Below are 26948 nucleotides of genomic sequence, written 5' to 3'. Positions count from 1 at the left end.
GACGGACACGCCGCCGGGCAGGGCCGCCGCGGAACCATCATCGTGGCCGCCCCAGTCACCGCCTCCCCGCCGCCGTCCGCGCCGGGCCGTCTCCTCGCGCGCACCCGGAGCTCTGTTCGACGCCGAGCCCGGGGCCGACGTCTACGACGCGCTCCGCGAGGCACCCGCCCGGATCGACCTGTCGCCCGGACTGCCCGACCTGGGCGCCTTCCCCCGCGCGGCCTGGCTGCGCGCCGAACGCGCCGTCATCGGCGACCTGGCCGCCTCCGGCTTCGGCTACGGCGACCCGCGCGGCACCCTGGAACTGCGCCGGGCCGTCTCCGGCTGGCTGGCCCGCAACCGCGGCATCACCGCCGACCCGGGCGAGATCCTGGTCGTCTCCGGCACCGCCCAGGCGCTCGGCCTGTTCGCGCAGGTCTTCCGCGACGCGGGCATCCACGAGGTGGCCATGGAGGACCCGGGCTCGCTCGGCGCCCGCCAGCACCTCGAGCACTGGGGCCTGCGCACCCCGCCCGTGCCCGTCGACGGCGACGGCGTACGCGTCGACGAGCTGCGCGCCCAGGGCGCCCCCGCCGTGCTCGTCACCCCCGCCCACCAGTTCCCGACCGGCGTCGTGCTCGGCGGTGAGCGGCGCCGCGAGCTGATGCGATGGGCCGCGGACGGCGGACTGGTCGTCGAGGACGACTACGACGCCGAGCACCGCTACGACCGCCCTCCCGTGCCCGCCCTGCGCGCGATGCTCCCCGAGCGCGTCTGCTACGCGGGCAGCGTCTCCAAGCTCCTGGCCCCCGCGCTGCGCGTGGGCTGGATCGTCGGGCCCCCGGCCCACCGGGACGCGCTCGTGGACGCCAAGCGCTTCGCCGACCTCGGCAACGCCGCGCTGCCCCAGCTGGTGCTGGCCCGCCTCATGGAGTCCGGCGAGCTGGAGCGCCAGCTGCGGTTCCTGCGCCGCCGCCACCGACGCCGCCGCGACGCCATGATCCGCGCGATCGGGACCCGCCTTCCCGGCGCGGTCGTGCACGGCGCCGCCGCCGGCCTGCACCTGATGATCACCTTCGACGGCGGCGGCGGCCCGGGCGGCGATCTCCGCGACACCGACCTGGCCGCGGCGGCGCTGGCCCGCGGCGTCAAGGTGCACCCGCTGTCCTGGCACAGCCGGCGGCGCGACCGGCAGGGCCTGGTCATGGGCTACGCGGCGACCCCGCCGGGCGCCATCGACGAGGCCGTCGCCACCCTGGCCGCCCTTGTCCGGGAGCGCTCCTGACACCGCTCCCGGACGCCGCACGTCCCGTGCCGGGCGGCGCTAGAGGCCGTGGCGGGCGTCGCTGAGCACGGACTCGGCCGCCTCACGCTCCGCCTGGGCGGAGAACGGCTCGCGCCGGGCCGCGACCGCCCACCGCGTCTCCTCCGCGACCAGGTCGGCGTTGATCACCGCCCCGGCCCGCACGCCCGCGGCCGCCGCCCCGATGAGCTGCTCGGTCGGCGCCACCACGTTCCCCGCCGCCCACACCCCGGGGACCTCGGTCGCCCCGGACGGATCGACCGGAACGCGGGTGCCGATCACCTGCCCGCCCATCTCCAGGTCCACCGTCGCCAGCCCCAGGCCCGCCAGGAAATCGGCGCGGACGTCGAGCCCGGTCGCCACGGCCAGGGCGCGGCGGCGGATCACCCGGCCGCTCTCCAGCCTCACCCCCTCGAGCCGGTCGTCCCTCACCTCCAGGCCGGTGACCAGCCCGTCCACCACGGCGATCCCGCGCGCCGCGAGCTGCTCGTACTCCTCGTCGCCCGGCTCGGGGCCGCTGTGCAGGAAGAGCGCGACGTCCTCGCTCCACTGCCGCCACAGCAGGGCCTGGTGCACCGCCAGCGGGCCGGTGGCCAGGACGCCGATCGGCTGGTCCCGCACCTCCCAGCCGTGGCAGTACGGGCAGTGCAGCACGTCGCGCCCCCACCGTTCGGCCAGGCCGGGGACGTCGGGCAACTCGTCCACCAGCCCGGTCGTCACCAGCAGCCGGGACGCCTCCACCGCCGCCCCGTCCCGCAGCACGACGCGGAAACCGCCGCCGTCCAGGCGCTCGGCCGACGCGACCTCACCGGAGACGACCTCCCCGCCGTAGGAGGCCACCTCCGCGCGCCCGTCGGCCAGCAGCCGTTCCGGCGGAGTGCCCTCGCGCCCCAGGTAGGCGTGCGCGTGGGCGGCGGGCGCGTTGCGGGGCCGGCCCGCGTCGACGACCAGCACCGAACGGCGCGCCCGCGCCAGCGCCAGCGCCCCGCCCAACCCGGCGGCGCCACCGCCGATGACCGCGACGTCATAGCGCTTCGACTCGTTCATGGGTCCATACCTCCGTTCACGGGAGAGAGTGCGTCCCGCGAACCTGGTATGGCAACATTCATTGCCGTTCCGGCAAAATCCGGGCGTGGGCGGGCGGTCAGGCCTCCGGGATCCCGGTGACGGCGGTCAGCTCGGCGAGGAGCTCGCAGGCGGCGATCGAGTCCAGCGCGGCGGCGCCCCCGGAGATCCACGCGCCGATGGTGACCTCCTCGGCGGGGTCGCGGTACCCGATCGCTACCGCGGGCTCGAACCCGATCACGGCGCTGGCACCTCCGGGCAGGGGACGGGACAGCCCGGCAACGATCCCCGCGTCGCCCGGCGATTCGTGCTCCCAGCCCTGCCGCTCCAGCGCCAGCAGCCGCCCGAGCGGCACCCGGACCCCCTGGAAGCGGGCGAGGTCGCCCGTCTCGCGCTCTTGGGGCGTGAGCTCGTGGACCGGACGGCCCAGCTGGGCGAACGGCTGCGCGATCTCGTAGTCGGCGAAGACCGCGGCCCATGCCTCCACCGAGCCGGTCAGGTCGAGGCGGTGGGGGATGCGGACCCACGCGCCGCCGGGCAGGACGAGGGCGTCGTCGGCGGAGTCGGCGAACGTGCCGTCCTCGGCCACCCGGAAGGCGGTGCCGTCGCCCGTCTGCCACACCAGCCTCCGGACCAGGTGCCCCAGCAGCGGATGGCCCGCCAGCAGGCGCCGGAAGTCGGCCGGCGGCCAGCGGCGGCGCTCGATCATCGCGGTCTCCAGCCGCCGGATCTGCACGGCGGCCACCGTGCGGACGTCCTTCTTCAGCGCCGCGAACCGCTTGTACGCGGCGGGCGCCAGGCCGGGGTCGTCGTTCGCGCCGGCCTTGGGCAGCGTCCGGCGCGGCCTGCCCCGCTTGTCCAGCACGTACGGCTTGAGCTGCTCGTCGAAGCCCACGGTGAAGCGGCGCGGGCCGTAGTCCAGGACCATGCTGCCGGCGGCGTCCAGCCCGAAATCGGGCACGAGACGGTCGGCCAGTTCGTCGCCCGACAGCCCCAGCTCGGCCGCGACCCGGGCGACCGTCTCCTCCGCCTGGCGCTGGAGCCCCTTGTAGCGCGGCTTCTGCGCGATCCCGTGCAGGTGCGTCAGCGCGACGTCGGTGCCGATCTCGGCGAGCACCTCCAGCCCGGCCGCGGCCCTCTTGTGCAGGCTCCGCCCCGGCCAGGCCTTGATCAGCGGGGTCAGCCGCCGGGCGGCGTCGTCGCCGCCGAACCGGCCGAGCTGGGTGAGCGCCCAGCCGTCCCCGGAGGGCGCTCCGGCACCCTGCCAGCGCTCGAAGACCGCCCAGGAGAACTCGGCCAGCGACGCCTCGTCGCAGGCTTCGCGCACCTCGTCCACGCCGGCGTACCCGACCCCGGGCCGCACCAGCGACATCAGCGTCAGCAGGTGGCGCGTCGCCGCGGCGGGCAGCGCCCGGTCACCGCCTTCCAGCAGCACCCGGGGAAGGTGGGCGGGCTCGGCCCACTCGCCGATCTTCGAGGGACGGGCCGGCGCGAGGTCGAGCGGATCGGTGCGCATGAGATCGGCGATCGCGTCCGCCGCCACCCTTCCGTGGATGCGGGCGGCCTCCACGATCGGCTCAGCGCCCTCCCGGGCGGCGATGAGCAGGAGGGCGGCCTCCGCCGCGTGCCGGTCCCGTCCCACCGGGCCCAGCGCCACCGGGATCAGGGGCAGCGCGGCGGCGAGGCGGTGGCGCTCGAACCAGGCGACCGCCGTCGGCCGCGCCGACTTCACCCGCAGCGCCCAGCGGGCCATCAGGGACGCCACCTCCGGCGTCACGAACGGCAGCAGGGCCTCCTGGCGGTCGCCGGAATGCTCGGCGGCGGCGCGGACGAGCAGCGGGACGGCATCGAGCTCGTACCGGGCCGCCAGGCGCCGCGCGCGCCACCTGATGACGTGGATCTCGCGGGGGGACCAGCGGCGGAACAGCGGACGAACCCTTTCCTCGGGGCCGTCGGCGAACAGGTCCGCCGCCCTCCGGTCCGTCAGGGTGCCCGTCTCGAAGTCGGCGATCTCCTGATCCCAGTGGCTCTCCGTCTCCCAGAGGGAGGAGACCGCCCAGGACTCGCGCTCGCCGGGCCTCCAGGTGACGGCGGTGTAGTCCAGCGCGACCGGATCGTCGATGACGACGGCGCCGGGGCGGGCGCGGTCGCGCTCCCACGGCGGATCGGCGAGCGTGCCGGGCAGATCGGAGCTCCGGGCGTCCGGGACGGCCGCCCCGCCGGGCGCGCCCGTCCCCTCGCCGCCGGGGAACAGGTCGGGGTGGGTCAGTCGGTGCTCGGCCAGCAACTCGGCGGCGATCGCGGCGGCCTTGCCGGTCCCGGCCGCGGCGGGCGGCAGCAGCCGCGCGGCCCTGGCCGGGAAACGCTTCATCGCGGCGGCCAGCGCGGGGCGCACCCGGTCTCGATCGGCCCGGTCGGCCAACGCCTGGAACGCCTCGTCGGTCGGGATGACCGCCAGCAGCTCGGACGTGTGGCGCCGGCCCGGCACGTTGCGCGCCGTGTCATAGGCGTCGGCCAGCAACGGCGCCATGGCCGCGCCCACGCCCTCCACGGCGGTGTTGGCGACATCGGCCTGCGTGCCGTACCAGCCGAGCGGGCCGAGCCCCGGCAACTGCGCCGCCGACCCGATCGAGCACCACAGCATCCAGTCGTGCATGTAGTGCAACGCGGCGCGCCGCGCGCCGCCCCTTTCGGCCAGGCACTCGTCCACCCAGTCCCGCCGGGTGGGCACCAGGTAGGCGGTGACGAGCCGCAGCAGGAAGTTGTCACGGAAGCCCGCCAGGCGGGCGACGGCCTCCTCGTACTCGGCGTCACCGGCGGCGGCCAGAACGGCGCGCATCCGGCGGAGCGCGCCGCGGGTGCCGTACCAGTGACCGTGCTCCTGCCAGGGGTCCCGCAGGGTCACCCACGCCTCCGACACCGTCCCCCGCTCGATCCACCTCCACGTGGGCTCGGCCACGCTGATCGCGGCGACCGCGGCCGCCGCGTAGGCGATCCCGTGGTCGGCGCACCAGGCGTCCACGAGCCCGGCGTGCGGATCGTCCCGCCAGTCCTCCCGGCGGATCGCGATCTGGCCGGCCACGGCGGCGCCGAGCGGGTCGTCCCCGCCGTCGAGGTGGCGGCGGCCCGCCGCGACGAGCCCGGGGTCGCTGCGCGGGTTGCCGAGCAGCTCGCCGACCTCCGCGGCCCCGGCCGCGATCTTGTCGCGGAGCGCCGCGCCCGCGCCGGGATCGAGCTTGACCGCGGGCCCCGGTGCCCCGCCGCGGCGCGGATGGAGCCGGCGCCGCCAGGGCACCGGCACGACCAAGGAGTCCTCGTCCATGCCGCCACACCGTAGGCGCCACGTCCGACAACGAACCGCGCCCCGCGCAGCCGCCGGAACAGCCGCGGACAGGGTTGTGGCGATGATCACAATGCGGCGGATTGGACAGTCGCCGGCGCCGTTCCGGACGTCTGTAGGAACAAGAGCCACGTCCAGTGAGGAGCTTCCGTGCCCAGCACCGCGCCCGACCAGACCACCGCCGGGACCGCAGTCGACGTCGTTCCGGCGGGGGACGTCAGGCCCCGGACCCGCCTGCGGCTGGCCCGCAAGATCGCCGTAGCGGTCGGCGGCGTCCTGCTGATCCTCGCGGGCATCGTGATGATGGTGCTGCCCGGTCCCGGGGTGGTGGCGATCCTCGCGGGACTCGGGCTGCTGGGCACCGAGTTCCCCGCCGCCCGCCGCGTCAGCGAACGGCTCCAGGGCTATATCCGCGCCGCCTGGCACAAGGTCCGTCCCCCCAAGAAGGCCAAGACGACCGCCTGATCGGCGCCCTCGCCGCAGGCACCGGGCGAACCGGCGTCGTCGTGCTCGTCGTCGAGCCGCAGCGGACGTCGCGTCAGGGGCGCCGCGGCTCGTAGTGCAGCGCGGTGATCCCGCACTCGAACGGCCGCGCCGACACCAGGCGAAGCGGCTGGCGGGCGTCCAGGGCGGGGAACACGGGCATCCCGGTGCCGATCGCGGCCGGGTTGACGAACAGGTGCAGCTCGTCGAGCAGCCCCGCGGCGATCAGGTTCCGCACGAAGGCGCCGCCGCCGTAGGCGATCATGTCGCCGCCCGGGCGGGCCTTGAGCCCGTTCACGGTCTCGGCGAGGTCGCCGCCCGCGACCACCGCGTTCTTCCACGGCGACTCGGTGAGCGTGTCGCTGATCACGACCTTGGGCGTGTTGTTCATCCAGTCGATGGACGCCTGGTCCTCGCCCTCCGGGCCGGACTCCCAGGCCGGGATGAAGCCCTCGGCGAGCTTGCGGCCCAGCACGATGGTGTCGACCGTCTCGGTGAGCGCGTTGATGTAGGTGCTGACGTCGTCGCTCCACGAGAGCGTCAGCCAGTCCATCTCGCCGTTCGGTCCGGCCATGTAGCCGTCGACCGTGGTCTGGACCTGAAGCTTGAACGTGCGCATGATGCTTGCCCCTCGCCGTATCCGCGGAGCAGCGGGCCTGCCCGGCCCACTGTTTCCTTGTGTTCGTAGCCTGGCGGAACCGGTTTACGGATTGTTTACGGCTTCCGCCCGGTACGACCGCTTCCGCGCCTGCGCGGCCTTGACGGTGTCCAGGACGCGATCGGCACGCCTTGGCCGCGGGGTCACCGGGCCGCGGCCTTGTAGCGGTCGGCGAGGGTGTCGAGCAGGGTGCGCAGCTCGGGCGGGTCCAGGACGGTGAAGTCGACGTTGAGCGAGCCCAGGAAGGTGGCGAGCTCGTACAGGCTGTCGCCCCCGGTTTCGAGGATCGTGGTGCCGTCGTCGACGCGGTGAAGGAGCCCTGCGGCCGGAGTGAGACGCTCGGCGAGGGCCGACTCGGGGGCGTGGAAGCGGATTCGGGCCTGGTGGCGCCAGGCCGTGGAGCCCGCGCCGCGTACGACATGGGCGGCCGCGTCACCGCCCGGGGGCTCACGCGGAGTGAAACGGGGCCCGTTGGGCGTGCGGGGGCGGAGGCGGTCGACGCGGAAGGTCCGCCAGTCGTCGCGGTCGCAGTCCCAGGCCAGCAGGTACCAGCGCCGCCCGGTGAAGACCAGGCGGTGCGGCTCGGCGGCCCGGACCACGGACTTCGCGTCCCGGCCGCCGCCCCGGTAGTCGAACCGCAACTGCTCGCTGTCGCGGATGGCCGCGGCGATGGCCGTCAGCGTGCCCGACTCCACGGCGGGCGCGCCGCTGCTCACGAACACGGTGGCAGCGCGCACGGCCTCGATGCGGTGGCCGAGCCGCGACGGGAGCATCTGCTGGAGCTTGGCGAGCGCCCGCAGCGACGCCTCCTCGATGCCGGTCACGGTGCCCCCGGCGGCGGCGTGCAGGCTGACGGCCACCGCGACGGCCTCCTCGTCGTCCAGCAGCAGCGGCGGCAGGGCGGCACCCGAACCGAGCCGGTAGCCCCCGGCGGTGCCGGTGGTCGAGTCGACCTGGTAGCCCAGCAGGCGCAGCCGTCCGATGTCGTTGCGGACGGTCCTGGAGGTCACCTGGAGCCGGTCGGCCAGCTCGGCGCCCGACCAGTCGCGCCGTCCCTGCAGCAGCGACAGCAACCGCAGGAGCCGTACCGATGTCTCCAGCATTCTTCCAGTCTCCCACCGTTGAGGAACCAGAGGTTCCACAAGGCCCCGTAACGTGCGCGGCATGAACAAGGGGATGCTCAGAGGAATGGCCACCGTCAACTACTGGGCGGACGACCTGGAGGCGGCCAGGCAGTGGTACACCGAACTGCTGGGCGTCGAGCCGTACTTCGACCGGCCCGGCCCGGACGGGCGGCCCGCGTACGTCGAGTTCCGCATCGGCGACTACCAGCACGAACTGGGCCTGATCGACAGCCGCTACGCGCCGGGCGGCGCGGCGCGCGGCCCCGCCGGCGCCGTCCTGCACTGGCATGTGGACGACGTGAAGGCCGCCCTGGACCGCCTCCTGGCGATGGGCGCCAGGCCGCACCAGCCCATCACGGAGTGGGGGACCGCGGGGTTCGTCACCGCTTCGGTGGTCGACCCGTTCGGCAACGTCCTCGGCATCATGTACAACCCCCACTACCTGGACGTTCTCGCCGGCGAACCGGCCGGATCGTAGGCGGGAGACCCCATGGAGGCACTCGACTTCGCCGCCGCCGCCCAGTGGGAGTCCTGGCTGGACGGGCACCACGAACTGGAGGCCGGAGCCTGGCTGAAGATCGCCAAGAAGGGCTCGGGCAGGACCTCGATCACGCCGGCCGAGGCCCTGGACGTCGCCCTGTGCTACGGCTGGATCGACAGCCAGCGCAAGGCCCACGACAAGGACCACTACCTGCAGCGTTACTCGCCGCGCCGATCGGGGAGCGCATGGTCCAGGGTCAACGTCGAGAAGGTCGAGGCGCTCATCGCCGACGGGCGGATGCGCGAGCCAGGCCTTGCGGCGATCCTGGCCGCCAAGGCCGACGGCCGCTGGGACGCGGCCTACGAGTCTCAGCGCAACGCCACCGTCCCACCCGACCTGGCGGCAGCCCTCGCGGACGACGAACGGGCCCGGGCCCGGTTCGGGCAACTCGGCAGGACCGAGCGGTACGCCCTGTTCCTGCGCCTCATGAAGGCCAGAACACCCGAGAACCGAGCCGTCCAACTCGACCGGATCATCGCGTCCTTGTCGAACCCCCGCCGGTGACTCGGCCGACCCGCCGCTCACCCGCACCCGGTCTGATTCTCCTCACAGGCCGCGAGGGCCCCCGCCCCGGTGATGTAGCCGAGGTATTCCTCGTGGCCGGGGGACAGCTGGGCGACTCTGATGGCCAGCGAGATCGCGATGGGCGTGATGAACGCCATGTAGACGCCGAAGGTGGCCACGACGATGAGCCAGATATAGGCGGCGCCCACCCGCGGCGGGTCGACGGTTCGGTGGCCGGGATCAAGGGGCACGCCGGCGGGTGGCTGATCAGCCGGAGTGAATGCCATGAGGACCTCGCAGGGGGATGAGCGCGGCATTCGGGAACGGACTCATCAAGACCGCCGTGACCGCGGAAGCGGCGTGGTCACGAGACAGGACCTTCGGGACGGACCTGCCGGCCGTCATGGTGCGGGCGGCCATTCCACCGAAGCGGCGTGATACCAGCCCCAGTCCGCGCGCCTCCACATTCCGGCGTGCCGGGCCAGTCCTGTGCGGTGCCGTTCCCAGCTGAAACCGCCCGGCGGTGCCCACCCCGCCTCGGCCACTCCGGGCAGCCGGGGGAGGAGCAGTTGCTCAAGGTCGTCGGCATCTTGGACGGTTTCGCACCACAGCGCCGCCTCCACCCCGACGATCACCGACGGGTCGATCCCCGGCGCGACGTCGAGCGGCTCCCAATCGGCGAAGGCCTCCAGGGATGTGGCCGGATACGACCGCAATCCGAGCCGGCCGCGCCCGGCCTCCTGGGAAGGGTCGGTGGACGGGTCGCCATGGGGCCGGTCCAGATAGGCGTGGGCGTTGGGCGACAGGAGCACGCCCGTCCTCTTCCGGGCTGCCTCGGGCAGGTCACCGGTGGCCTTGGCGAACATCGTCGCCAGGAACGCCAGGTCGGCCGGGAACTGCGACACATCACGGGCGGCGGCTTCTGCGGCGAAATCGATCCAGTACTGGACGATCTCGTCCGGGCCCAGATCGCCTCTTACGGCCTCCTGCCACCCGATGGCCTTCTTCCCCAGTTCTCGCACCAGCCGCACGGCGCCGGAGACGAACCGGGCGTGGTCGTCATCGGTCATGCCGAACGCCTCATCGCCGCCGATGTGGATGTAGGCGCCCTCGGTGAGCACCTCGCGCACGAAACGCCAGACCAGGTCGGAGCCGGGGGCCAGGCTGCCGAACGATGTCGGCGGGCCGGCCACGGGCCGGTGCGCCAGGTCCGGGTGGGCGGCCAGCGCCGCGCCGACGTGGCCGGGCACGTCGATCTCGGGCACGATGGTGACGAACCGCTCACGCGCATACGCCACCAGGTCGCGGAACTCCTCCCGGCTGTAGTAACCGCCCGGCCGGCCGTTGCGGGCACCGCGTGCGCCGATCTCGGTCAGACGAGGCCAGGAGCTGATCTCCAGCCGCCACCCCTCGTCATCGGTCAGATGCAGGTGGAGCACGTTCATCTTGTAGAGCGAGAGCATGTCGATGACGCGTTTGACCTCGTCGATCGGCAGGAACGTGCGGACCACGTCCAACGACAGCCCGCGCCAGGCGAATCGGGGCGCGTCCAGCACCCTGCCGCACGGCACGCGGCCGCCCCCGGACCCGGCCAGCTGCACCACCGACGTCAGCCCGCGGTGCACACCTTCGGCCTCCCCGGCCCGGACCCGCACCCCTTCGCGGTCGACCTCCAGCGCATAGGACTCGCATCCGGCATCGCCGTCGTCGGCACGCCGCCCGCCCGGCACCGCAAGCTCCCGGACACCGTCCGCGCCGGACTCGATCCGTACTGCGGGACGAGCGGAGACGGCCTCCTCCACACGGGGTACCGGCAATTCGATGCCGGTCAGACACCGCAGCGTGTCACGAAACCTCGTGACCAGCGGGAGCAGCGCGGCATCACCCAGCGACAGCGTGCGCGCCTCCGCCAGGACGAGCTCGCCCTCGCCCCGTCGGGCCGTCACCGGCGAAGGGATGAGACCCAGGAGCGTCTCCGCCATCACCGCACCGCCGTGGCGGCCGCCCGGCATCGAACACTCTGAGCACTCAACCTGCGGGAAGGCATGGTCACGCGCCCAACTCCCCATTCGAACACTATTTAACAGATGTTAGATAGCGGGGATACTAAGCTGGCGGACGCGTTGCTGACAAGAGCCCGCCACCCCGGCGAACCCTGGAGCTCGATGACCGACCGACTCGCCCCGGCGCTCCGGCGGCGGCACATCCTCACGACCGCGATGAAGGTCATCGCTCAGGAGGGCTACTGCGGCCTGACCCTGCGGGCCTTCGCCGGCCACTGCGGCATGACCGCGCCCGGCCTGCTCCACTACTTCAGCGGGATGCCAGAGATCCTGGTCGCGGCCTTGCGGCTGCGGGACGAGTCCGACCGGGCCGAGCTGGCGGCCATGCTGGCGTCCACGCGCACGCTGCGGGAGGCGTTGGACACCGTGGTCGGCTACAACGCCGCTCGCCCGGAGCGCGCCCGTTTCTACGCCGTCGTCCAGGCGGAAGCGATCGATCCCGAACATCCCGCCCACGACTTCTTCCGGGAACGCCCCACCGAACTCGCACGGCTACTCGCGCGAAGTGACACCACCGCCGGCGATGAAGCCCTCGTCCGCCACGTCCTCGCCGTGCTCGACGGTCTTCAGACGCACTGGCTGCTCGACCCCGACACCTTCAGCCTCACCGACGCCTGGACAACCGTGGCAGACGCGCTGCTCGGCCCGACCGCCCAAACGCCCATCCGTTCATAGGCGCAGCACCAGCCACCGCGCGACGGCATCCGGACCGGCGACCCGCAACCGCGATTCCATCAACCAGGAGCCGCGGCGATCTGCACGCGCCGGCTGTCGTTGTCGGAAAGGAACGACGCCAGCGCCTGCCCCTCCTCGGCGACGGCGGTGCGGTCGGCTCGGGAGAAGCGGCGCAGCGGGGTGACGGTCACGGTGCCGTCCGCGACGGTCCAGGTCGCCGCGACCCGGCCGTCGACCAGGACGACGCGGGCGCCGGCGACCGACAGGCCGCGGTGGGCGTCGTCGATGATCCGGCTGCGGTCGTCGTAGCCGAGGATCGCGTTGTCGAAGGCCGGCAGGAACCGCACCGGGGCGGGCGTGTCGGGGTCGGGGCGCGGTGCGTTGGGAAGGTCCAGCAGTTCCCGGCCCCGCTCGTCCCGGAAGGTGATCAGTTCCTCGCGCAGCGCCGCGACCGCCGCCGGCAGTCCGGCCAGGCCGCACCAGGCGCGCAGGTCGGCCGTGGCGGCGGGGCCGAACGCGGCCAGATACCGCCGTACCAGCACCTGGCCGACCGGATCGGAGCCGTCCGGGTCCGGCGGGTCGATCTCACGCCCGAGCCACGAGGAGAGCGGGACGTTGCGAACGCCGGCCCTCGTGCGCCACAACCCGCGCGGCGGCAGCTGCACCATCGGTACGAGGGCGGCGATCAGCATCTCGCCCAGCGCCCGCGGTCCCGGCGCCGGCCAGCGGTCGGCCAGCGCCCGCGCGAGTTCGGTCATCGAGCGGGGCTCGCCGTCGGCCATCACCGCCCGCCCGGCTGCCGCGAGCTCGTCGAGGTCCACGCCGGCGAGCTCGCGCCGGTAGGTCCCGAGTACGCGCTGGCGCAGCATGGCGTTGTGGCGGGCCCGCCAGGCCAGAACGTCGTCCGCTGAGACGAGGTGGACGGTGCGGCGCATGAGGTGGGTCCGCACCACGCTCCGCCCGATCAGCAGGTCCGAGAGCACCGCCGGGTCGAACGCGTGCAGCCGCGACCAGAGCCCGACGAACGGTTCCTGCGGCTCCTGTGCCTGCAGCCCGCACAGGTGCGCGACGGCGTCGAGAGCCGGCGTGTCGGCTCGATCGAGCAGCAACTGGCGGGCGAGTGTCGCGCGGTTGAGCGCCCGGGCATCGAGGACGGTCATCGCGCTCATGCCGCGCGGTTGACGGCCGGTGAGGAGAAGAACCCCGCGCGCGGACCGCCGTCAAGTACGCGCTCGGTGCCGCTGGCCTGGCCGGACGTGCTGGTGCCCGGACGGCGGTGGGGGCTGACCCGGACACCGGTCCGCCCCGCCTCGTGCGTCTTCACGGTGACGTTCCCTTCGATTCCGTTATGTCGTTCACCGGTCAGGTCGACGTCCGGCCGTCGAGCGCCTCGCGCAGGATGTCGGCATGCCCGGCGTGCTGGGCGGTCTCGGCGATGACGTGCATCAGCACCCGGCGCACGCTGCGTACCGCTCCCGGCTCGTGCCAGGGCGCCTCCGGCAGCGGGTGCGCCGCCGACAGGTCGGGGACGGAGGCGATGATCTCCTCGCTGCGGGCGGCGACCCGCTCGTAGCGTTCGAGGATGCCGGCCAGCGTCTCACCGGGCAGTATCCGGAACTCGTTCTGGTGATCAATCGCCCACTGCGGGATCTCGCGGGCGGTACCGGCCGCGAAGTCGGCCCAGGTGACGCCGTCCGGCAGGTCGTAGCGGATCGCCGACGGGCCCTCGACCACGAAGCGCATCCACGATTCCTCGGTGGACGCGACGTGCTTGATCAGCCCGCCCAGGCACAGCGCGCTGACCGTCGGGCGCTCCCCGGCCTGCTCGTCGCCGAGGTCGCGCGTCGCGCCGGTCAGGGTCGAGCGCGCGGCCGCGAGCACGGCGAGCAGGTCGGCCCGCTCGCCGTCGAGGGTGGAGGGAGGCGTCGCGGTGACGGTCACAGTGGTCGAACCCTTCGGGTCGTTCTCGGTGTTCGGTACGAGATCCACGGTCGCAGGAGTAGCGGTCAGGGAGTGTCCGCTTCTCAGGGCAGTATCGAAGTCATGCCGAAGACATCAGCGCGACTGCTGGCACTGCTGTCCCTGCTCCAGGCGCGCCGGGACTGGCCGGGGGCGCTCCTGGCCGAACGGCTGGAGGTCAGCCCGCGCACCGTGCGCCGCGATGTCGACCGCCTGCGCGAGCTCGGCTACCCGATCGTGACCACCAAGGGTCCCGACGGCGGGTACCGGCTCGACGCCGGCGCGGACCTGCCCCCGCTGCTGTTCGACGACGAGCAGGCCGTCGCCCTCGCCGTCGCACTCCAGATGGCCACCACCACCGGCGCCGGCATCGAGGAAGCCGCGGCACGCGCGCTGACCACCGTCCGGCAGGTCATGCCCGCACGGCTCCGCCACCGGATCGACACCCTCCAGGTCACCGCCGTCGAGCGCCCCGCGACGCGGCCCGCCCCGCAGGTCGACAGCAGCGTGCTCACGGCCCTCAGCGCCGCCATCCACGCCCGCGGGGAACTGCGGTTCGACTACGCTCCCGCATCCCCGCCAGGGGCGGACGGCGACGCCGCGCAGCCCCCGCCGCGCCGGGTGCAGCCCCATCACCTCGTCACCTGGGGCGGGCGCTGGTACCTCGTCGCCTGGGACCTCGACCGCGAGGACTGGCGCACCTTCCGCGCCGACCGGATCAGCCCGCGCATCCCCACAGGACCCCGCTTCACCCCGCGCGAACTGCCCGGAGGCGAGGTGGCCGCCTTCGTCGCCGACAAATTCCGCGGCTCCAGCGGCTCCGGCGGCTGGCCCTGCCGCGGCGAGGTCATCCTCGACCTTCCCGCCGCCGAGGTGTCCCGCTACATCCGCGACGGGGTCGTCGAGGGACTCGGCCCGAACCGCTGCCGGCTCGTCCTGGGGTCGTGGTCATGGCCCAGCCTCGCCGCCGGCATCGGCAGGTTCGACGCCGACATCGAGGTAGTAGGCCCGTCCGAGCTGAAGGACGCCTTCGCGCTCCTGGCCCGCCGCTACGCCAACGCCGCGACCGGCCCACCCGGGCAAGATCACGCCCCCGATCGTCGAACCTAGGCCCCGCAAGGGCTGAACCCCCAGGCGGGGGAGCGGGGGGCCGTCCAGAGCGGATCGGGCAGATGCCTCCGCAGGTGTCCCACGAGGAGAACCTTCAGGGACCGCCCGGTACGGCGGCCGCTGTTCGACGCTCGACTCGGCGAGCCACCGACCACGCACGGTCACGCGACCCACGACGGGACGACCTGGCCCAGCCGGGCCGGGTCGGTCAGCCCGCGGATCACGGTGACGGCACCGTCGGTGACCGTGAAGGCCATGACCGTGACCGACCGTCCGCCGACGGTGATGAGAACGCTCGGGACGCCGTCGACGAGCGCCGGATGCGCGTGGGCGTCCGGGCGCGCGAACCTTGTCGCCTGGGCCACGACCTCGTGCGCGCCGTGGACGACGGCGGTGCCCTCGGGCCCCCGTGCCCGCAGTTCGACCTCGGGGGCGAGCACGGTCAGCAGTCCGGCGACGTCGCCCCTGCCGGCCGCCGCGAGGAACGCCTCGACGACCTCCCTGGCCGCGGCATGGGCCCCCTCCGTGGACGCGCCCAGCCGCAGCCGCTCCCGGGCCCGGCTGGCGAGCATCTTGGTGGCCGCGGTACTCCGGCCGAGGATGGCCGCGATCGCGTCGAACGGGACCTCGAAGACGTCATGGAGTACGAACGACACACGTTCGGCCGGGGTGAGGGCGTCCATGACGACGTACAGCGCCAAGCCGACGGAGTCGGCGAGCACGGCCTCCTCCTCGGGATCGATCCGGGAGTCCCCGACCGCCTCCCGCGGAAGGGCGCCGACGACGAGTTCGAGCGGCTGCTCGCTCCGCACCTCGCGCCTGCGAAGCGCGTCCAGGCAGATCCGGCCGGTCACCGTGGTGAGCCAGCCGCGCAGATCCTCGATGCCGCTCCGGCCCGTCCGCGCGAGCCGCAGCCATGCCTCCTGGACGGCGTCGTCCGCGTCGGCGTGCGAGCCGAGCATGCGGAACGCGATCGAGTGAAGGTAGGAGCGCTGGATCTCCGGGAGCGGCCGGCCGCTCCCGCCGTCACAGCGACGACCACCCCATGTACAAAAGGAGTACGTTCGGGACGTAAAGGAGAACCAGGTGCCCTCCTACCTCCCAGCCGAGGCATCCAACTGAGCGCCTCGCAGGCCGCGGACGGTGCGCGCACCGCCGCCGCACTGGGGGCGGTGGCGTTGTGGGCGACCAACGCCTACGCGGCGGACCAGGCCCTCGAGCACCTCAGCGTCTACCAGTTGCTGACGCTGCAGTTCGCGGTGGCGGCCGCCGTCCTGTTCGCGGGAAACGCCATCACGAGGAGACGGACAGGGGACGCGGCCGCCGTCGCGGCCATGGGGGCTCAGCCGTTGCTGGTCGGGGTGATCGGCCTCACCGGGACGATCTTCCTCCAGTACCTGGCTTTCGCGACCGCACCGATCGTGGCGGCCAACGTCATCGCCTACGGGTGGCCGCTCATGGCGGCCTTGCTGCTGGCGCTGACACACCCCTCGGCCCAGGCGCGCCGAGGCGTACCACTGGCGCTCCTGGGCTTCTGCGGCGTCGTGCTGATCTTCGCCTCGGACGGCGTGCGGCTGGACGGAGCGGGCCTGGGTACCTGGCCGCGCTCGGCTCGGCAGGGTGCATGGCCTTCTACACCGTCGCGAGCGGGCGGCTGAAGGTCTCGTCGGTCCAACTGCTGGTACCGGCAACCGTGACCGGGGCCCTGCTGGCCGCAGGCATCACACTTCTGCAGGACGCGCCCTGGCCGCCGCCCGACGCCTGGCCGGCGGCGCTCTATGCCGGGGTCGGACCCATGGCCGCCGGGTACTCGTTGTGGACCTACGCGATGTCGCGGGGCGGCGCCGAGCGGCTCAGCCCGATCGGCTACGCCACCCCCTTGCTGTCCACCGCGCTCCTGGTCCTGATGGGACGACCATTCGGCGCCCTCACCGCCGCCGGCGCCGCGCTGATCCTGGTGAGCAGCACCGGCGTGCTCGTCAATGACCGCCTGTCCCATCGTCGCGGCCAGTGAGGTCACCCGCGTACAGAAAGAAGCCCCATCACCGCCTCGGCCAAAGGCGTCCTTGAGGTCCTGGGGCGCGGCGGGTGTCCTGGCAGGACGGCTCCAGCCGGCACATCATGGTGGGCTCGTCGACCGCGTGGATCTGGACATCGTTTCCGCTTTGCGCGGCCGGGTCAGGTGCGGCCGATGCCGCGGAGGACGGTGTCGCGCGCCAGTTCGTGCGCGCCTTCCGGGCCGAGGCGGCGCACGAGGTTCTCCGGGGTCCACACGAGCGAGAAGGCGCTGCGCGCCCGTGTGTCCGCGGGCATGTCGGTGAAGCGGAAGACGCCCGCCCGGTCGCCCGCGGCCAGGATCTCCCCGAGCTGGCGCAGTTGCGTGCCGAACGTCAGTGGAAGGTTCTCGCTCGTGGGCGGGATCTGTTTCAGCGACAGCGTCTGGATCCGGTGCTCCTCGTGGAAGCGGTCGAGCACGTTGACGTTCAGCCAGAGCAGCGCGTCGAGCTTCTCCATGGGGGACGCCGTCGCCTCGACCACCTGGGTCCATCCGTCGCTGACCGCGGTCGCGTAGTCGCCCAGGACCGAGATGAGGAGCTCCTCCTTCGAGGAGACCACTCGATAGACGGCGCGGAGGTCGACCCCGGCCGCGGCCGCCACGTCCCGGATCGTGGTGAGCTCGACGCCGCGCTTGGCGAGCTCCGTCCGCGCCGCGGCCCGGATCAGGGCGGCCCGGTCGCCACTCGCCGGCTCCGTGTGCTTCCACCCCTCGATGACCTGGTCCGCGACCCGGTGGGCGTCGCTGCCGTCGAGGGGCTCCCCGTCCTCGCGGGCCGCGAGGCCGTCCAGGATGATCCTGCACTTCAGCTCGGGAACGAGTCGTCCGCCGCGGCTGCGGTGGTAGACGCCTATGCCGACGTGGAACATGCTCTGGCAGACGCGGTCGGCGACCGCGTCCAGGTTGAGGCCGCCGCGTAGCTCGCCCTGCTCCTCCGCCACGCGGAGAAGGCCGTGCATCGCCTCGTGGACCATCGGCAGCGTCCGGCCGGCCACGTCGCGCGACTCCGGCACCGCCACCGCCGGCGCGTCGAAAAGGCTCAGGAGCAGCGCGGCGCGATGCCGCACCGCGCAGTCGGCGATCTCCTGCCCGAAGGCGACCACCGCGTCGCTCGGCGCGCTCTCGCTCCAACGTCCGGCCGAGGCGGAGGTGGCGAGCTGTTCGAGCGCCGTGTGGAACCGCTCGACGAGCTCGGCGATCAGCGCTTCCTTGGACTCGAAGTGGTAGTACAGGCTTCCGGGGCGGATGCCGCACGCGTCGGCGATGTCGTTGAGCGAGGTCCGCAGGCCCGTGCTCGCGAAAAGGGACGCCGCGACGTCGAGGATCTCGGAACGGCGAGTTGCGTTCCCCAACGAGTTTCCTCCGTAACCCGCTCCGCCGGCCGCCAGGCCGCACCCACGCGAACACGGTATCGGGTCGCTCCCCGAATCCCCCTGCTCCGGCCCCGGTGATGAGCCTCGAACCGGCTGACCTCAAAGATTTGATGACACTCCCGGGCGCGTCACGCTACCCGACGGGACGTGGCGCTGTCGAGCGACCGGCCAGGCCCGAAAGAGGACCCTTGCGGCCTCACCCAAGCGCACCTAATGTTTGTTGACATCCGACTCCGCGAGAGGGGCGTCCGGTGTCCTACGAGAGCGATGCGCAGCCCATCAAGCTCGGGGTGCTGTTCGACTTCCTGCTGCCGGGCGGCTTCTCGGACGAGATGTGGGCCGACTTCCGCGTCCCGTTCGACATGGTCTTCGAGGAGGGGCGGGAGCAGGGCCTGGTCGACCGCCCCGTCGAGCTGGTCTTCAAGCATGTCGAGGGCCTGCCCAAGGGCACCGTGAAGGCGGTGGTCGACGGCTACGGCGAGCTGGTCGACCAGGGGTGCCTGGCGGTGTTCGGGCCGAACATCGGGGACAACGCCGTCGCCGCCAAGGAGGTCATCGAGCGGCGGTTCCACGTTCCGTCGATCAGCGTGACCGGGTCGGACGACTGGCTCGGCGAGTGGACCTTCGCCATGCCCCAGGGCTCCCACACCGACGAACCGATCTTCTGGGCCGAGCTCGCGGCCAAGGGCGGCCACACCGAGGTCGCGGCACTGGTCGAGGAGTCGCTCGTCGGGGACGCCTACGTCCGCAACCTCCGCAAGGCGTGCGCGGCGCTGGGCATCCGCGTCGTCGCCGAGGAGTGGATCCCGCAGACCGCCCGCGACGTCACCGCCCAGGTCCGGCGGGTCCACGAGTCGGGGGCGACCGCGCTGATGCACTGCGGGTTCGGGTTCGGCCTGGTCTTCGTCAACCCGGCGCTCGAGGCGCTCGGCTGGGATCCGCCCCGCTACATGGGCACGGCCTGGCAGAACGGCGTGCTCACCGACGTGATGTGGAAGGCCTGCCTGGGGTGGGTCGGCCTCGACCAGTTCGACGAGGGCAACCAGGTCGGCCGGCGCTTCCTCGACCGTTTCGAGAAGCGTACGGGACGGCGGCCCGAGTACTTCCTTCCGCTGGTCAACCACGACATCGCCACCCTGTTCCTGCGCGCGTTCGCCGACGCCCACCCGCTGAGCCCGCAGGGGGTCAAGGAGGCGCTGGAGCGCGTGAAGATGCTCCCGGCCGCCAGCGGCTCTCCGGGCACCCGGCTCTCGTTCGGGAAGTGGACCCGCCGGGGCTGGATGGGGGCGGGCTACCTGGTGGCGAGGGCGGCCGAGGAGGAGTTCGGCCGCTCCCACCGCGTCGCACGGTTCGGCGAGGACTAGAGCCGGCCAGGACCGTGCCGGCAGGACGCAGGCACGCCCGCGCACAAGGAGGCACCGCCTTGCAGATGGACGACATGATCCTGGTCAGCACCGACGACCACTTCATCGAAACGAGGACGGCTTCGGCGGCAGAACGCCGTCGGAGGTCTTCAAGGAGCACATCCTCGCCTGTTACGTCACCGATCCGTCGGGCCTGGAGCTGCGGCACCGGATCGGCGTCGACAACATCGCCTGGGAGAACGCCTGCCGCTTCTTCGGCTGGGACCCCTTCGAGCACACCCCCAGGGAGCGGGCGACCGTCGGGGCGCTGCGGGCACTGGCCACCGACGTGGACACCACCCGCATGCCCAAGGAGGAATGGAAGCAGCGCAACGAGGCCGCCGGCATCGGCCTCTTCGAGGGGATGATGCTATGACCGTCGACAGCGCCACCGAGCTCTACTACGACCCGTACCGGCCGGACATCAACGCCGATCCCTACCCGGTCTTCCGCCGGCTCCGGGACGAGGCGCCGCTCTACTACAACGCACCGCACGACTTCTACGCCGTGAGCCGCTTCGAGGACGTGGAGCGCTGCTTCAAGGACCGGGAAACGTTCAGCTCTGCCAAGGGCGCGGTGCTCGAGATCATCCGCTCGGGCCTCGCGATGCCGCCGGGCGTCTTCATCTTCGAGGACCCGCCGCTGCACACCGTCCACCGCGGCCTGGTCTCGCGGGTCTTCACGCGCCGGAGGATCGCCGGGATCGAGCGCCAGGTGCGCGCCTACACCGAGCGGACGCTCGACCCGCTCGTGGGCCGGGGACGCTTCGACTTCGTCCGCGACCTGGGCGCCGAAATGCCGATGCGCGTGATCGGCATGCTCCTCGGCATCCCGGAGGAGGCCCAGGAGAGGGTCCGCGACTTCGTCGACGCTGGGCTCCAGACCGAGGAGGGCCGGCCGATGGAGACCGGTGACGGGTTCCTCAGCGGCGACTTCTTCGCCGAGTACGTCGACTGGCGCGCCGCGCACCCCTCCGACGACCTCATGACCGAGCTGCTCACCCTCGAGTTCGAGGACGAGACCGGGACGATCCGCAGGCTGGCCCGGGAGGAGATCCTCACCTTCGTCAACATCATCGCCGGGGCCGGGAACGAGACGACCACGCGGTTGATCGGGTGGGCCGGCAAGGTGCTGGCCGACCACCCCGAGCAGCGGCGCCGGCTTGCCGAGGACCCCGCCCTCATCCCCGGCGCCGTCGAGGAGCTCCTCCGGTTCGAGCCGCCCGCGCCGCACGGAGCCCGCCACGTGACCCGCGACGTGGAGATCCACGGCCGGGTCGTCCCGGCCGGGAGCGCGATGCTGCTGCTGATGGGGGCCGCCAACCGGGACGAGCGCCGCTACCCCGACCCTGACACCTTCGACGTCCACCGCCCCCCTGGCCCGCACCTCACCTTCGGGGTCGGCGCCCACTTCTGCCTGGGCGCGGCCCTGGCCCGCCTCGAAGGCCGGGTCGCGCTCGAGGAGGTGCTGAAGCGGTTCCCCGAGTGGGAGGTCGACTGGAGCGGCGCCCGCCTCGCAAGCACGTCGACGGTGCGCGGCTGGGACTCGCTGCCCGTCGTCGTCGGGGGTGCGGCCGCGTGAACGGGCTCCGTTTCGACGGCCGGGCGGTCGTCGTCACCGGCGCCGGCCGGGGCATCGGCCGTAGCCACGCACTCCTGCTGGCGGCGCGGGGAGCGGGCGTCGTCGTCGCCGATCTCGGCGGCGATCTGGCCGGCGGCGGCGCCTCGCCCGAGCCCGCCGACGAGGTCGTGGCCGAGATCCGCGCGGCCGGCGGCACCGCGGTCGCCTGCCACGCCTCGGTGGCCGACGAGGCCGGCGCGGCGTCGATCGTCGGCGCGGCGGTGGAGGAGTTCGGCCGCGTCGACGCCGTCGTCAACAACGCCGGGATCCACGATCCGGCGCCGTTCGAGCGGGTCTCCACCCGGCGGTTCCAGACGATGCTGGACGTTCACCTGTTCGGGACCGTCCTCGTCACCCGGGCCGCGTGGCCGCACTTCGTCGCCGCCGGGTACGGGCGGGTGGTCAACACCGTGAGCGAGGCGATGCTCGGCGGCATCCCCGAGCTCACGAGCTACGCCGCCGCCAAGGGCGCCGTCTTCGGTCTCACCCGGGCCCTCGCCACCGAAGGCGCCGCCCACGGGATCCGCGTGAACGCCATCGCGCCGAGGGCCGCCACCCGGATGGCGGCCTCGCACGCCGAGGAGCTGTCGTCGCTGCTGTCGATCTCCGCCGCGGAGATGGCGGCGATCAACGCGAGCATGCCGCCGGAGCTGTGCGCGCCGGCCGCCGCGTTCCTGGCCCACGAGTCGTGCCCGCTCAGCGGCGAGGTCCTCCAGGCCGGCATGGGCGGCCTGGCCAGGCTCGCCGTAGTCCACACCCCGGGCCTGGTCAAGGCCGCGCCGTCGGTCGAGGACATCGCCGCGAACCTCGACACCGTCATGGACGTCACCGGCGCCCAGGTCACCGAGAGCACCCCCATCACGCAGTAGGCCGAACCGAGCGAGGAGGTCGGTGGTCGATGTCCGGATGGAACGACGAACAAGGCGGGAACCGCGGCGCGCGGCGCCCGTGCACAGCGGTGGCTGCGCGACCGGACGAGGCCGCCGTGCGGGAGGCGCGCTTCGCAGGGCCGTGCGCGGAAGACGCTACCCGGCGGCGGGCGGCCTCTGAGCGGGGGTTCCTCCGTTGAGCGGATCCGCGAGCGTTGTCGTCACCGGTGCGTCGCGGGGCCTGGGCCTGGTCACGGCCGCGCACCTGTACCGCCGGGGCTGGCGGGTCGTCGCGGCGGTGCGCTCGCCCGACGCGGGCCTCAAGCGCCTCCGGGACCTGACGGGCGCGGTCTCGGACGATCCCCGGCTCACGGCCGTCCGGCTCGACCTCGACGAGCCCGCGCTGGTCGTCGAGGCGGCCGCGGAGATCGTCGCGGCGGTCGGGGCGCCCGACGCGATCGTCCACAACGCCGGCGTCGCCGCCGCCGGGACCGTGGAGGAACTGCCCGCCGAGGCGTGGGAGCGGCTTTTCCGGACCAACCTCTTCGGGCCGGTCCTCCTGACCAAGGAGCTGCTGCCCCCGATGCGCGCCGCCGGCCGCGGCCGCATCGTGATCCTCTCCAGCCAGGGCGGCATCCGGGGCATGGCGACGGTCAGCGCCTACGCCGGGGCCAAGGCCGCGGTGGAGCGCTGGGCCGAGGCCCTCGCCGCGGAGATCGCCCCCTTCGGACTGGGCGTCACACTGCTGGTGCCCGGTGCGTTCACGACCGAGATCCTCGAGCAGACCGTGTCCTACGCCGATCCCGAAGGCCCGTACGGTGCGCTCACCACACCGCTCGAGAAGCGCGGCCGGAGGGCGATACGGCTCGCGGCGCCGCCCGAACGGTTCGCGCCCGCCGTCGAGCGGGCGCTGCGCGAGCGTGCCCCGTTCGCGCGGCGCGCCGTCGGGCTCGACGCCCGCGTGCTCCTGCACGCCAACCGGTTGCTGCCCGCTCGGGTGATGCACCGGTTGATGGCGACGGCCATGGGCCTGCCGAGGCCGGGGTCGCTCCGCGGCACCGTCCACCCCCCGTCCGGCCGACCGAGCATCAGCGGGTGATGAGCGTGTCCGACACGACCGGCGCCGCGGTCTACTACGACCCCTGCGACGTCGAGATCGACGACGACCCCTACCCGGTGTGGAAGCGCCTGCGGGACGAGGCGCCGCTGTACCGCAACGACGAGCACGGCTTCTACGCGCTCAGCCGCTGGGACGACGTCGAACCCGCGCTCCTCGACTGGCGGACCTACCGGTCCGGGCGCGGCACGATCTTCGAGATCATCAAGGCGGACGTCGAGATCCCGCCCGGCATCATCCTCTTCGAGGATCCGCCGATCCACGACCTGCACCGTGGCGTCCTGTCCCGGGTCTTCACGCCCAGGCGCATGGCGGCCGTCGAACCGCTGGTCCGCGACTTCTGCGCGAAGGCGCTGGACCCGCTGGCGGGCGCGGGCGAACTCGACGTCATCGCCGACCTGGGCGTGCTCGTGCCGATGCGGACCATCGGCTACCTGCTCGGCATCCCCGAGGAGGCGCAGCGGACCATCCGCGACTTCTCCGACGACAACCTGGAGCTGCGGGACGGGGCGCCCGCCGAGTTCGACGCCCGCTCCTTCGACGACGCCAACGCCCTGGTGGCCGAGTACATCGACTGGCGGGCCGCACACCCCTCCGACGACCTGATGACCGAGCTGCTCAACGCCGAGGTCGAGGAGGACGGCGTGCGGCGCCGGCTCACCCGCACCGAGGTGCTCACGTACACGAACATGGTGGCCGGGGCGGGGAACGAGACCGGCACCCGCCTGATCGGCTTCGCGATGCAGTTGCTGGCCGACCATCCCGCCCAGCGCGAGGCGATCGTCGGCGACCCCGGGCTGATCCCCGCGGCGATCGAGGAGGTGCTGCGGTTCGAGGCGCCCTCCCCGGTCCAGGCGCGGCACGTGGCCCGCGACGTCGAGGTCCACGGCCGGACGGTGCCGGAGGGTTCGATCATGCTCCTGCTGAACGGGGCGGCCAACCGCGACGAGCGGCGCTTCGAGGACGCCGGCCGGTTCGACGTCCACCGGACCGCCCGCTCCCACCTCGCCTTCGGCTACGGCCCGCACTTCTGCCTCGGCGCCTCGCTCGCCCGGCTGGAGGGCCGCGTGGCGCTGGAGGAGTTCCTGAAGCGCTGGCCCGCGTGGGAGGTCGACCACGACCGCGCCGCCAAGGCGCACACCGCCAGCGTGCGCGGCTGGGAACGCCTGCCCGTGCGTGTCCGATGACCGACACATCGCCCAGGAGGCGTGTCCATGACTGATCCGTACCGCTACGACGGCAAGCGCGCCCTCGTCGTCGGAGGCGCCACCGGCATGGGCGCGGCCGCCGCGCGCCGGGTCGCCGACCTCGGCGGCGAGGTGATCGTGATGGACCTGGCACCGGTCGACCACCCGGTGGCCAGAGCCGTCAAGGTCGACCTGAGGGACCCGGCGGCGATCGACGGCGCCCTGGGGGAGCTCGACGGGCCGATCGACGCGCTGTTCGCCGCCGCGGGCGTCGCCGACGGACCCGAGCTCATGCGGGTCAACTTCATCGGCCACCGGCACATCATCGACGCGCTGCTGCGTGACGGCCTCCTCACCCGAGGCTCGGCGGTCTGCCTCATCTCCTCGGTGGCCGGCATCGGCTGGGAGTCGAACCTGCCGGCCATCCTGGACCTCCTCGCCACCGAGGACTCCGGCTCGGCCGCCGACTGGGTCGACGCGCACGAGGGGACCGACAACTACGGCTTCAGCAAGCAGGTCATCAACACCTACGTGGCCCGCCAGTCCTATCCCCTCATGGCCAAGGGAATCCGCATCAACGCCATCTGCCCGGGGCCGACCGACACCCCGCTCGCGCGGGCGAACGCCGACCTCTGGCTCGCCTTCGCGCAGGACTACCGGGACGCCGCCGGGCTCGAAGTCCACGCCCCCGAGCAGATGGGCAACGCCATGGCGTTCCTCAACAGCGGCGCCGCCGACGGGATCAGCGGAGTGACCCTGCTCGTCGACTCGGGCCACATGATGTCCTCGGCGTCCGGCTCGTGGGAGGCCGGCAAGGGACTGTACGACCTGTTCATGGGCCGCCTGTCGACGGGCTGACCCGCCGGCCCGGCACCGCCGCGTCACCTGACCACCTGTTCACCACCACGGCCCGGGAGGAGCGCGTGTTCGAGACGAGGATGCTGGTCGACGGCAAGCTGGTCGAGGGGGAGGCGGGGACCTTCGACAACATCGACCCGGCGACGGAGGAGGTGCTCGGACAGGTCGCCGACGCGTCGAAGGCCGACATGCACCGTGCGATCGACGCGGCACGGCGGGCCTTCGACGAGACGGACTGGCCGACCGACCGGGCACTGCGCAGGCGATGCCTGGAGCAGCTCCAGGCGGCACTGGAGGAGGAGCGCGAGGAACTCCGCGAGGAACTGATCCTCGAAGCCGGCTGCCCGCGGATGACCACCCACGGCCCGCAGCTCGACGTCCCGCTGGCGAGCGCCCTGACCCACCCGGCGCGGCTCATCGACGAGTACCCCTGGGAGACCGACCTCGGCGACACCGTGGTCGAGGTGACCAGAACCCTGACGTCCCGGCGGGTCTGGAAGGAGCCGGTCGGCGTCGTCGGCGCCATCGTGCCGTGGAACTACCCGGTCGACGTGACGCTCAACAAACTGGGGCAGGCGCTCGCCACCGGGAACACCGTGGTCCTCAAACCGGCTCCGAACACGCCCTGCAACGCCACCCGTCTCGCCCGGCTCATCGTCGAGCGGACCGATTTCCCGCCTGGCGTGGTGAACATCGTGACGTCCTCGGACCACTTCGTCGGGGAGGAGCTGACGCTCTCCCCGAAGGTCGACCTCATCTCGTTCACCGGCTCGACCGCCGTCGGTAAGCGGATCATGGAGAAGGGCGCGGCCACGGTGAAGCGACTCTTCCTGGAGCTGGGCGGGAAGTCGGCCACGATCGTCCTGGAGGACGCCGATCTGGAGGTGGCCACCCTGCTGGGGATGGCGGCGTGCATGCACGCCGGCCAGGGGTGCGCGGTACCGACCCGCATGCTGCTGCCGCGGTCGCGCTATGAGGAGGGCGTCGCACTCCTGGAGGCCCTGTACCGCGGGGCTCCCGTCGGCGACCCGCAGGACCCCGGCACGCTCACCGGCCCCGTGATCTCCGCCAGACAGCGCGAGCGGATCCTCGGCTACATTCGCACCGGCGTCAACGAGGGCGCCCGGCTCCTCGTCGGAGGGCTCGAGCCGCCCGCCGGGCTCGATCGGGGCTTCTTCGTCGCGCCGACGCTGTTCGCCGACGTCGACAACCGGATGACCATCGCCCAAGAGGAGATCTTCGGGCCGGTGCTGTCGGTGATCCCGTTCGAGGACGAGGACGACGCCGTCCGCATCGCCAACGAGAGCGCCTACGGCCTCGCCGGCAATGTGATGTCGGGCTCGCTCGAACGGGGCCTCGCGGTCGCCCGGCGGATCCGGGCCGGCGTGATCGGCGTCAACGGCGGCGCCGCCGTCGGCGGCGACGTTCCCTTCGGCGGCTACAAGGAGAGCGGGGTGGGCCGCCAGAACGGCCACGCCGGCTTCGACCAGTACCTCGAGACCAAGTCGGTCGCCTGGCCCGTGAGCCCGGAACCCCCGTCCCGGCGGCCATGAGGTGCCACGTGTTCACCCTCCGGTTCGGCATGCGGGCGCCGTCCTTCGGCGCACCCACCACCGACCTCTACGCCGCCGCGCTCGAGATGTGCGCGTGGGGCGAGGACC

Annotated in this window: 26 protein-coding genes; 15 read left to right on the top strand and 11 right to left on the bottom strand. The window is 72.9% G+C overall.

Features of this window, described 5'->3' with window-relative positions; genetic code table 11:
- The first annotated feature begins 112 nt into the window (after positions 1-112).
- Entirely contained in the window at positions 113-1264 is a 1152-nt protein-coding gene (locus tag ACFPZN_RS21110; protein WP_378283784.1) for an aminotransferase-like domain-containing protein, read from the top strand.
- Positions 1265-1303: 39 nt separating this feature from the next.
- Here the strand turns inward: ACFPZN_RS21110 and ACFPZN_RS21105 are convergent, their stop codons facing one another.
- Together ACFPZN_RS21105 and ACFPZN_RS21100 are read right to left on the bottom strand one after the other, a co-directional pair.
- Positions 1304-2329 (bottom strand): NAD(P)/FAD-dependent oxidoreductase, encoded by a 1026-nt coding sequence (locus tag ACFPZN_RS21105; protein WP_378283769.1) that lies wholly within the window; start codon positions 2327-2329, stop codon positions 1304-1306.
- Positions 2330-2426: 97 nt separating this feature from the next.
- Positions 2427-5669 carry a DUF4132 domain-containing protein gene (locus ACFPZN_RS21100; RefSeq protein ID WP_378283768.1) on the bottom strand — a complete coding sequence of 1081 codons (3243 nt, stop codon included), beginning with the start codon at positions 5667-5669 and terminating at the stop codon, positions 2427-2429.
- A 168-nt stretch (positions 5670-5837) separates the two neighbouring features.
- On the opposite strand from ACFPZN_RS21100, the gene ACFPZN_RS21095 reads away from it, so the two are divergent.
- Positions 5838-6152, top strand: a complete 315-nt coding sequence (locus tag ACFPZN_RS21095; RefSeq protein WP_378283767.1) for a PGPGW domain-containing protein — start codon at positions 5838-5840, stop codon at positions 6150-6152.
- 73 nt (positions 6153-6225) lie between these two features.
- On the opposite strand, the gene ACFPZN_RS21090 is transcribed toward ACFPZN_RS21095, so the two are convergent.
- The gene (locus ACFPZN_RS21090) at positions 6226-6789 is read right to left on the bottom strand and encodes a dihydrofolate reductase family protein (RefSeq protein ID WP_378283766.1); all 564 of its coding nucleotides are present in this window, start codon (positions 6787-6789) and stop codon (positions 6226-6228) included.
- Positions 6790-6971: 182 nt separating this feature from the next.
- Positions 6972-7931, bottom strand: coding sequence for a helix-turn-helix transcriptional regulator (locus tag ACFPZN_RS21085; RefSeq protein WP_378283765.1), 960 nt, complete (start codon positions 7929-7931; stop codon positions 6972-6974).
- Positions 7932-7992: 61 nt separating this feature from the next.
- On the opposite strand from ACFPZN_RS21085, the gene ACFPZN_RS21080 reads away from it, so the two are divergent.
- Positions 7993-8430, top strand: a complete 438-nt coding sequence (locus tag ACFPZN_RS21080; RefSeq protein WP_464042135.1) for a VOC family protein — start codon at positions 7993-7995, stop codon at positions 8428-8430.
- 12 nt (positions 8431-8442) lie between these two features.
- Positions 8443-8997, top strand: coding sequence for a YdeI/OmpD-associated family protein (locus ACFPZN_RS21075; protein WP_378283764.1), 555 nt, complete (start codon positions 8443-8445; stop codon positions 8995-8997).
- A gap of 17 nt (positions 8998-9014) precedes the next feature.
- Here the strand turns inward: ACFPZN_RS21075 and ACFPZN_RS21070 are convergent, their stop codons facing one another.
- Both ACFPZN_RS21070 and ACFPZN_RS21065 read right to left on the bottom strand, forming a co-directional pair.
- Positions 9015-9248, bottom strand: a complete 234-nt coding sequence (locus ACFPZN_RS21070) for a hypothetical protein (RefSeq protein WP_378283763.1) — start codon at positions 9246-9248, stop codon at positions 9015-9017.
- Positions 9249-9398: 150 nt separating this feature from the next.
- Positions 9399-10979 carry a beta-N-acetylhexosaminidase gene (locus tag ACFPZN_RS21065; RefSeq protein ID WP_378283762.1) on the bottom strand — a complete coding sequence of 527 codons (1581 nt, stop codon included), beginning with the start codon at positions 10977-10979 and terminating at the stop codon, positions 9399-9401.
- Between the two features lie 183 nt (positions 10980-11162).
- Here ACFPZN_RS21065 and ACFPZN_RS21060 point away from each other — a divergent pair, with 183 nt between their 5' ends.
- A complete protein-coding gene (locus ACFPZN_RS21060) occupies positions 11163-11735 on the top strand; it encodes a TetR/AcrR family transcriptional regulator (RefSeq protein WP_378283761.1) in 573 nt (190 codons plus the stop codon).
- A gap of 59 nt (positions 11736-11794) precedes the next feature.
- Here ACFPZN_RS21060 and ACFPZN_RS21055 read toward each other — a convergent pair whose 3' ends face one another.
- Genes ACFPZN_RS21055 through ACFPZN_RS21045 form a run of 3 tightly spaced genes read right to left on the bottom strand, consistent with a single transcriptional unit; the run spans position 11795 to position 13724 of the window.
- Positions 11795-12895 carry a winged helix DNA-binding domain-containing protein gene (locus tag ACFPZN_RS21055; RefSeq protein WP_378283760.1) on the bottom strand — a complete coding sequence of 367 codons (1101 nt, stop codon included), beginning with the start codon at positions 12893-12895 and terminating at the stop codon, positions 11795-11797.
- 5 nt (positions 12896-12900) lie between these two features.
- Positions 12901-13059 (bottom strand): hypothetical protein, encoded by a 159-nt coding sequence (locus tag ACFPZN_RS21050; protein ID WP_378283759.1) that lies wholly within the window; start codon positions 13057-13059, stop codon positions 12901-12903.
- A 38-nt stretch (positions 13060-13097) separates the two neighbouring features.
- Entirely contained in the window at positions 13098-13724 is a 627-nt protein-coding gene (locus tag ACFPZN_RS21045) for a DinB family protein (RefSeq protein WP_378283758.1), read from the bottom strand.
- 54 nt (positions 13725-13778) lie between these two features.
- Between ACFPZN_RS21045 and ACFPZN_RS21040 the strand changes: the two genes are divergently transcribed.
- Positions 13779-14804 (top strand): helix-turn-helix transcriptional regulator, encoded by a 1026-nt coding sequence (locus ACFPZN_RS21040; protein WP_378283756.1) that lies wholly within the window; start codon positions 13779-13781, stop codon positions 14802-14804.
- Positions 14805-14965: 161 nt separating this feature from the next.
- Here the strand turns inward: ACFPZN_RS21040 and ACFPZN_RS21035 are convergent, their stop codons facing one another.
- Entirely contained in the window at positions 14966-15778 is an 813-nt protein-coding gene (locus ACFPZN_RS21035; RefSeq protein WP_378283782.1) for a sigma-70 family RNA polymerase sigma factor, read from the bottom strand.
- A 198-nt stretch (positions 15779-15976) separates the two neighbouring features.
- Here ACFPZN_RS21035 and ACFPZN_RS21030 point away from each other — a divergent pair, with 198 nt between their 5' ends.
- Both ACFPZN_RS21030 and ACFPZN_RS21025 read left to right on the top strand, forming a co-directional pair.
- A complete protein-coding gene (locus ACFPZN_RS21030; protein WP_464042131.1) occupies positions 15977-16462 on the top strand; it encodes an EamA family transporter in 486 nt (161 codons plus the stop codon).
- The gene (locus tag ACFPZN_RS21025; RefSeq protein ID WP_378283754.1) at positions 16429-16818 is read left to right on the top strand and encodes an EamA family transporter; all 390 of its coding nucleotides are present in this window, start codon (positions 16429-16431) and stop codon (positions 16816-16818) included. Before ACFPZN_RS21030 ends, ACFPZN_RS21025 begins: the two co-directional genes overlap by 34 nt.
- Positions 16819-16982: 164 nt before the next feature.
- Here ACFPZN_RS21025 and ACFPZN_RS21020 read toward each other — a convergent pair whose 3' ends face one another.
- Positions 16983-18212, bottom strand: coding sequence for a TetR/AcrR family transcriptional regulator (locus ACFPZN_RS21020; RefSeq protein WP_378283753.1), 1230 nt, complete (start codon positions 18210-18212; stop codon positions 16983-16985).
- A 272-nt stretch (positions 18213-18484) separates the two neighbouring features.
- On the opposite strand from ACFPZN_RS21020, the gene ACFPZN_RS21015 reads away from it, so the two are divergent.
- From ACFPZN_RS21015 to ACFPZN_RS20985, 7 genes are all read left to right on the top strand, one after another.
- Entirely contained in the window at positions 18485-19597 is a 1113-nt protein-coding gene (locus ACFPZN_RS21015) for an ABC transporter substrate-binding protein (RefSeq protein ID WP_378283752.1), read from the top strand.
- 411 nt (positions 19598-20008) lie between these two features.
- Positions 20009-21217: a cytochrome P450 gene (locus tag ACFPZN_RS21010; protein ID WP_378283751.1), complete on the top strand. Its 1209-nt coding sequence runs from the start codon at positions 20009-20011 to the stop codon at positions 21215-21217.
- Positions 21214-22125, top strand: coding sequence for an SDR family NAD(P)-dependent oxidoreductase (locus ACFPZN_RS21005; protein ID WP_378283750.1), 912 nt, complete (start codon positions 21214-21216; stop codon positions 22123-22125). The genes ACFPZN_RS21010 and ACFPZN_RS21005 overlap by 4 nt, the downstream gene beginning before the upstream one ends.
- A 196-nt stretch (positions 22126-22321) precedes the next feature.
- Positions 22322-23224, top strand: a complete 903-nt coding sequence (locus ACFPZN_RS21000) for an SDR family NAD(P)-dependent oxidoreductase (RefSeq protein WP_378283749.1) — start codon at positions 22322-22324, stop codon at positions 23222-23224.
- A gap of 5 nt (positions 23225-23229) precedes the next feature.
- A complete protein-coding gene (locus ACFPZN_RS20995; RefSeq protein ID WP_378283748.1) occupies positions 23230-24429 on the top strand; it encodes a cytochrome P450 in 1200 nt (399 codons plus the stop codon).
- Between the two features lie 27 nt (positions 24430-24456).
- Positions 24457-25287, top strand: coding sequence for an SDR family oxidoreductase (locus ACFPZN_RS20990; protein ID WP_378283747.1), 831 nt, complete (start codon positions 24457-24459; stop codon positions 25285-25287).
- A gap of 65 nt (positions 25288-25352) precedes the next feature.
- The gene (locus ACFPZN_RS20985; protein ID WP_378283746.1) at positions 25353-26840 is read left to right on the top strand and encodes an aldehyde dehydrogenase family protein; all 1488 of its coding nucleotides are present in this window, start codon (positions 25353-25355) and stop codon (positions 26838-26840) included.
- Positions 26841-26948: the final 108 nt, after the last annotated feature.

The sequence above is a fragment of the Actinomadura rugatobispora genome (genome assembly GCF_042656285.1).
Classification (GTDB): domain Bacteria; phylum Actinomycetota; class Actinomycetes; order Streptosporangiales; family Streptosporangiaceae; genus Spirillospora; species Spirillospora rugatobispora.
This window is presented reverse-complemented; position numbering and strand designations above follow the sequence as displayed.

Coding starts and splice junctions, on each gene's coding strand:
- ACFPZN_RS21090 (WP_378283766.1), bottom strand. CDS start 6,789: ATGCGCACGTTCAAGCTTCAGGTCCAGACCACGGTCGACGGCTACATG.
- ACFPZN_RS21105 (WP_378283769.1), bottom strand. CDS start 2,329: ATGAACGAGTCGAAGCGCTATGACGTCGCGGTCATCGGCGGTGGCGCC.
- ACFPZN_RS21010 (WP_378283751.1), top strand. CDS start 20,009: ATGACCGTCGACAGCGCCACCGAGCTCTACTACGACCCGTACCGGCCG.
- ACFPZN_RS21055 (WP_378283760.1), bottom strand. CDS start 12,895: ATGACCGTCCTCGATGCCCGGGCGCTCAACCGCGCGACACTCGCCCGC.
- ACFPZN_RS21075 (WP_378283764.1), top strand. CDS start 8,443: ATGGAGGCACTCGACTTCGCCGCCGCCGCCCAGTGGGAGTCCTGGCTG.
- ACFPZN_RS21080 (WP_464042135.1), top strand. CDS start 7,993: ATGAACAAGGGGATGCTCAGAGGAATGGCCACCGTCAACTACTGGGCG.
- ACFPZN_RS20990 (WP_378283747.1), top strand. CDS start 24,457: ATGACTGATCCGTACCGCTACGACGGCAAGCGCGCCCTCGTCGTCGGA.
- ACFPZN_RS21060 (WP_378283761.1), top strand. CDS start 11,163: ATGACCGACCGACTCGCCCCGGCGCTCCGGCGGCGGCACATCCTCACG.
- ACFPZN_RS21025 (WP_378283754.1), top strand. CDS start 16,429: ATGGCCTTCTACACCGTCGCGAGCGGGCGGCTGAAGGTCTCGTCGGTC.
- ACFPZN_RS21085 (WP_378283765.1), bottom strand. CDS start 7,931: ATGCTGGAGACATCGGTACGGCTCCTGCGGTTGCTGTCGCTGCTGCAG.
- ACFPZN_RS21065 (WP_378283762.1), bottom strand. CDS start 10,979: ATGGCGGAGACGCTCCTGGGTCTCATCCCTTCGCCGGTGACGGCCCGA.
- ACFPZN_RS21040 (WP_378283756.1), top strand. CDS start 13,779: ATGCCGAAGACATCAGCGCGACTGCTGGCACTGCTGTCCCTGCTCCAG.
- ACFPZN_RS21100 (WP_378283768.1), bottom strand. CDS start 5,669: ATGGACGAGGACTCCTTGGTCGTGCCGGTGCCCTGGCGGCGCCGGCTC.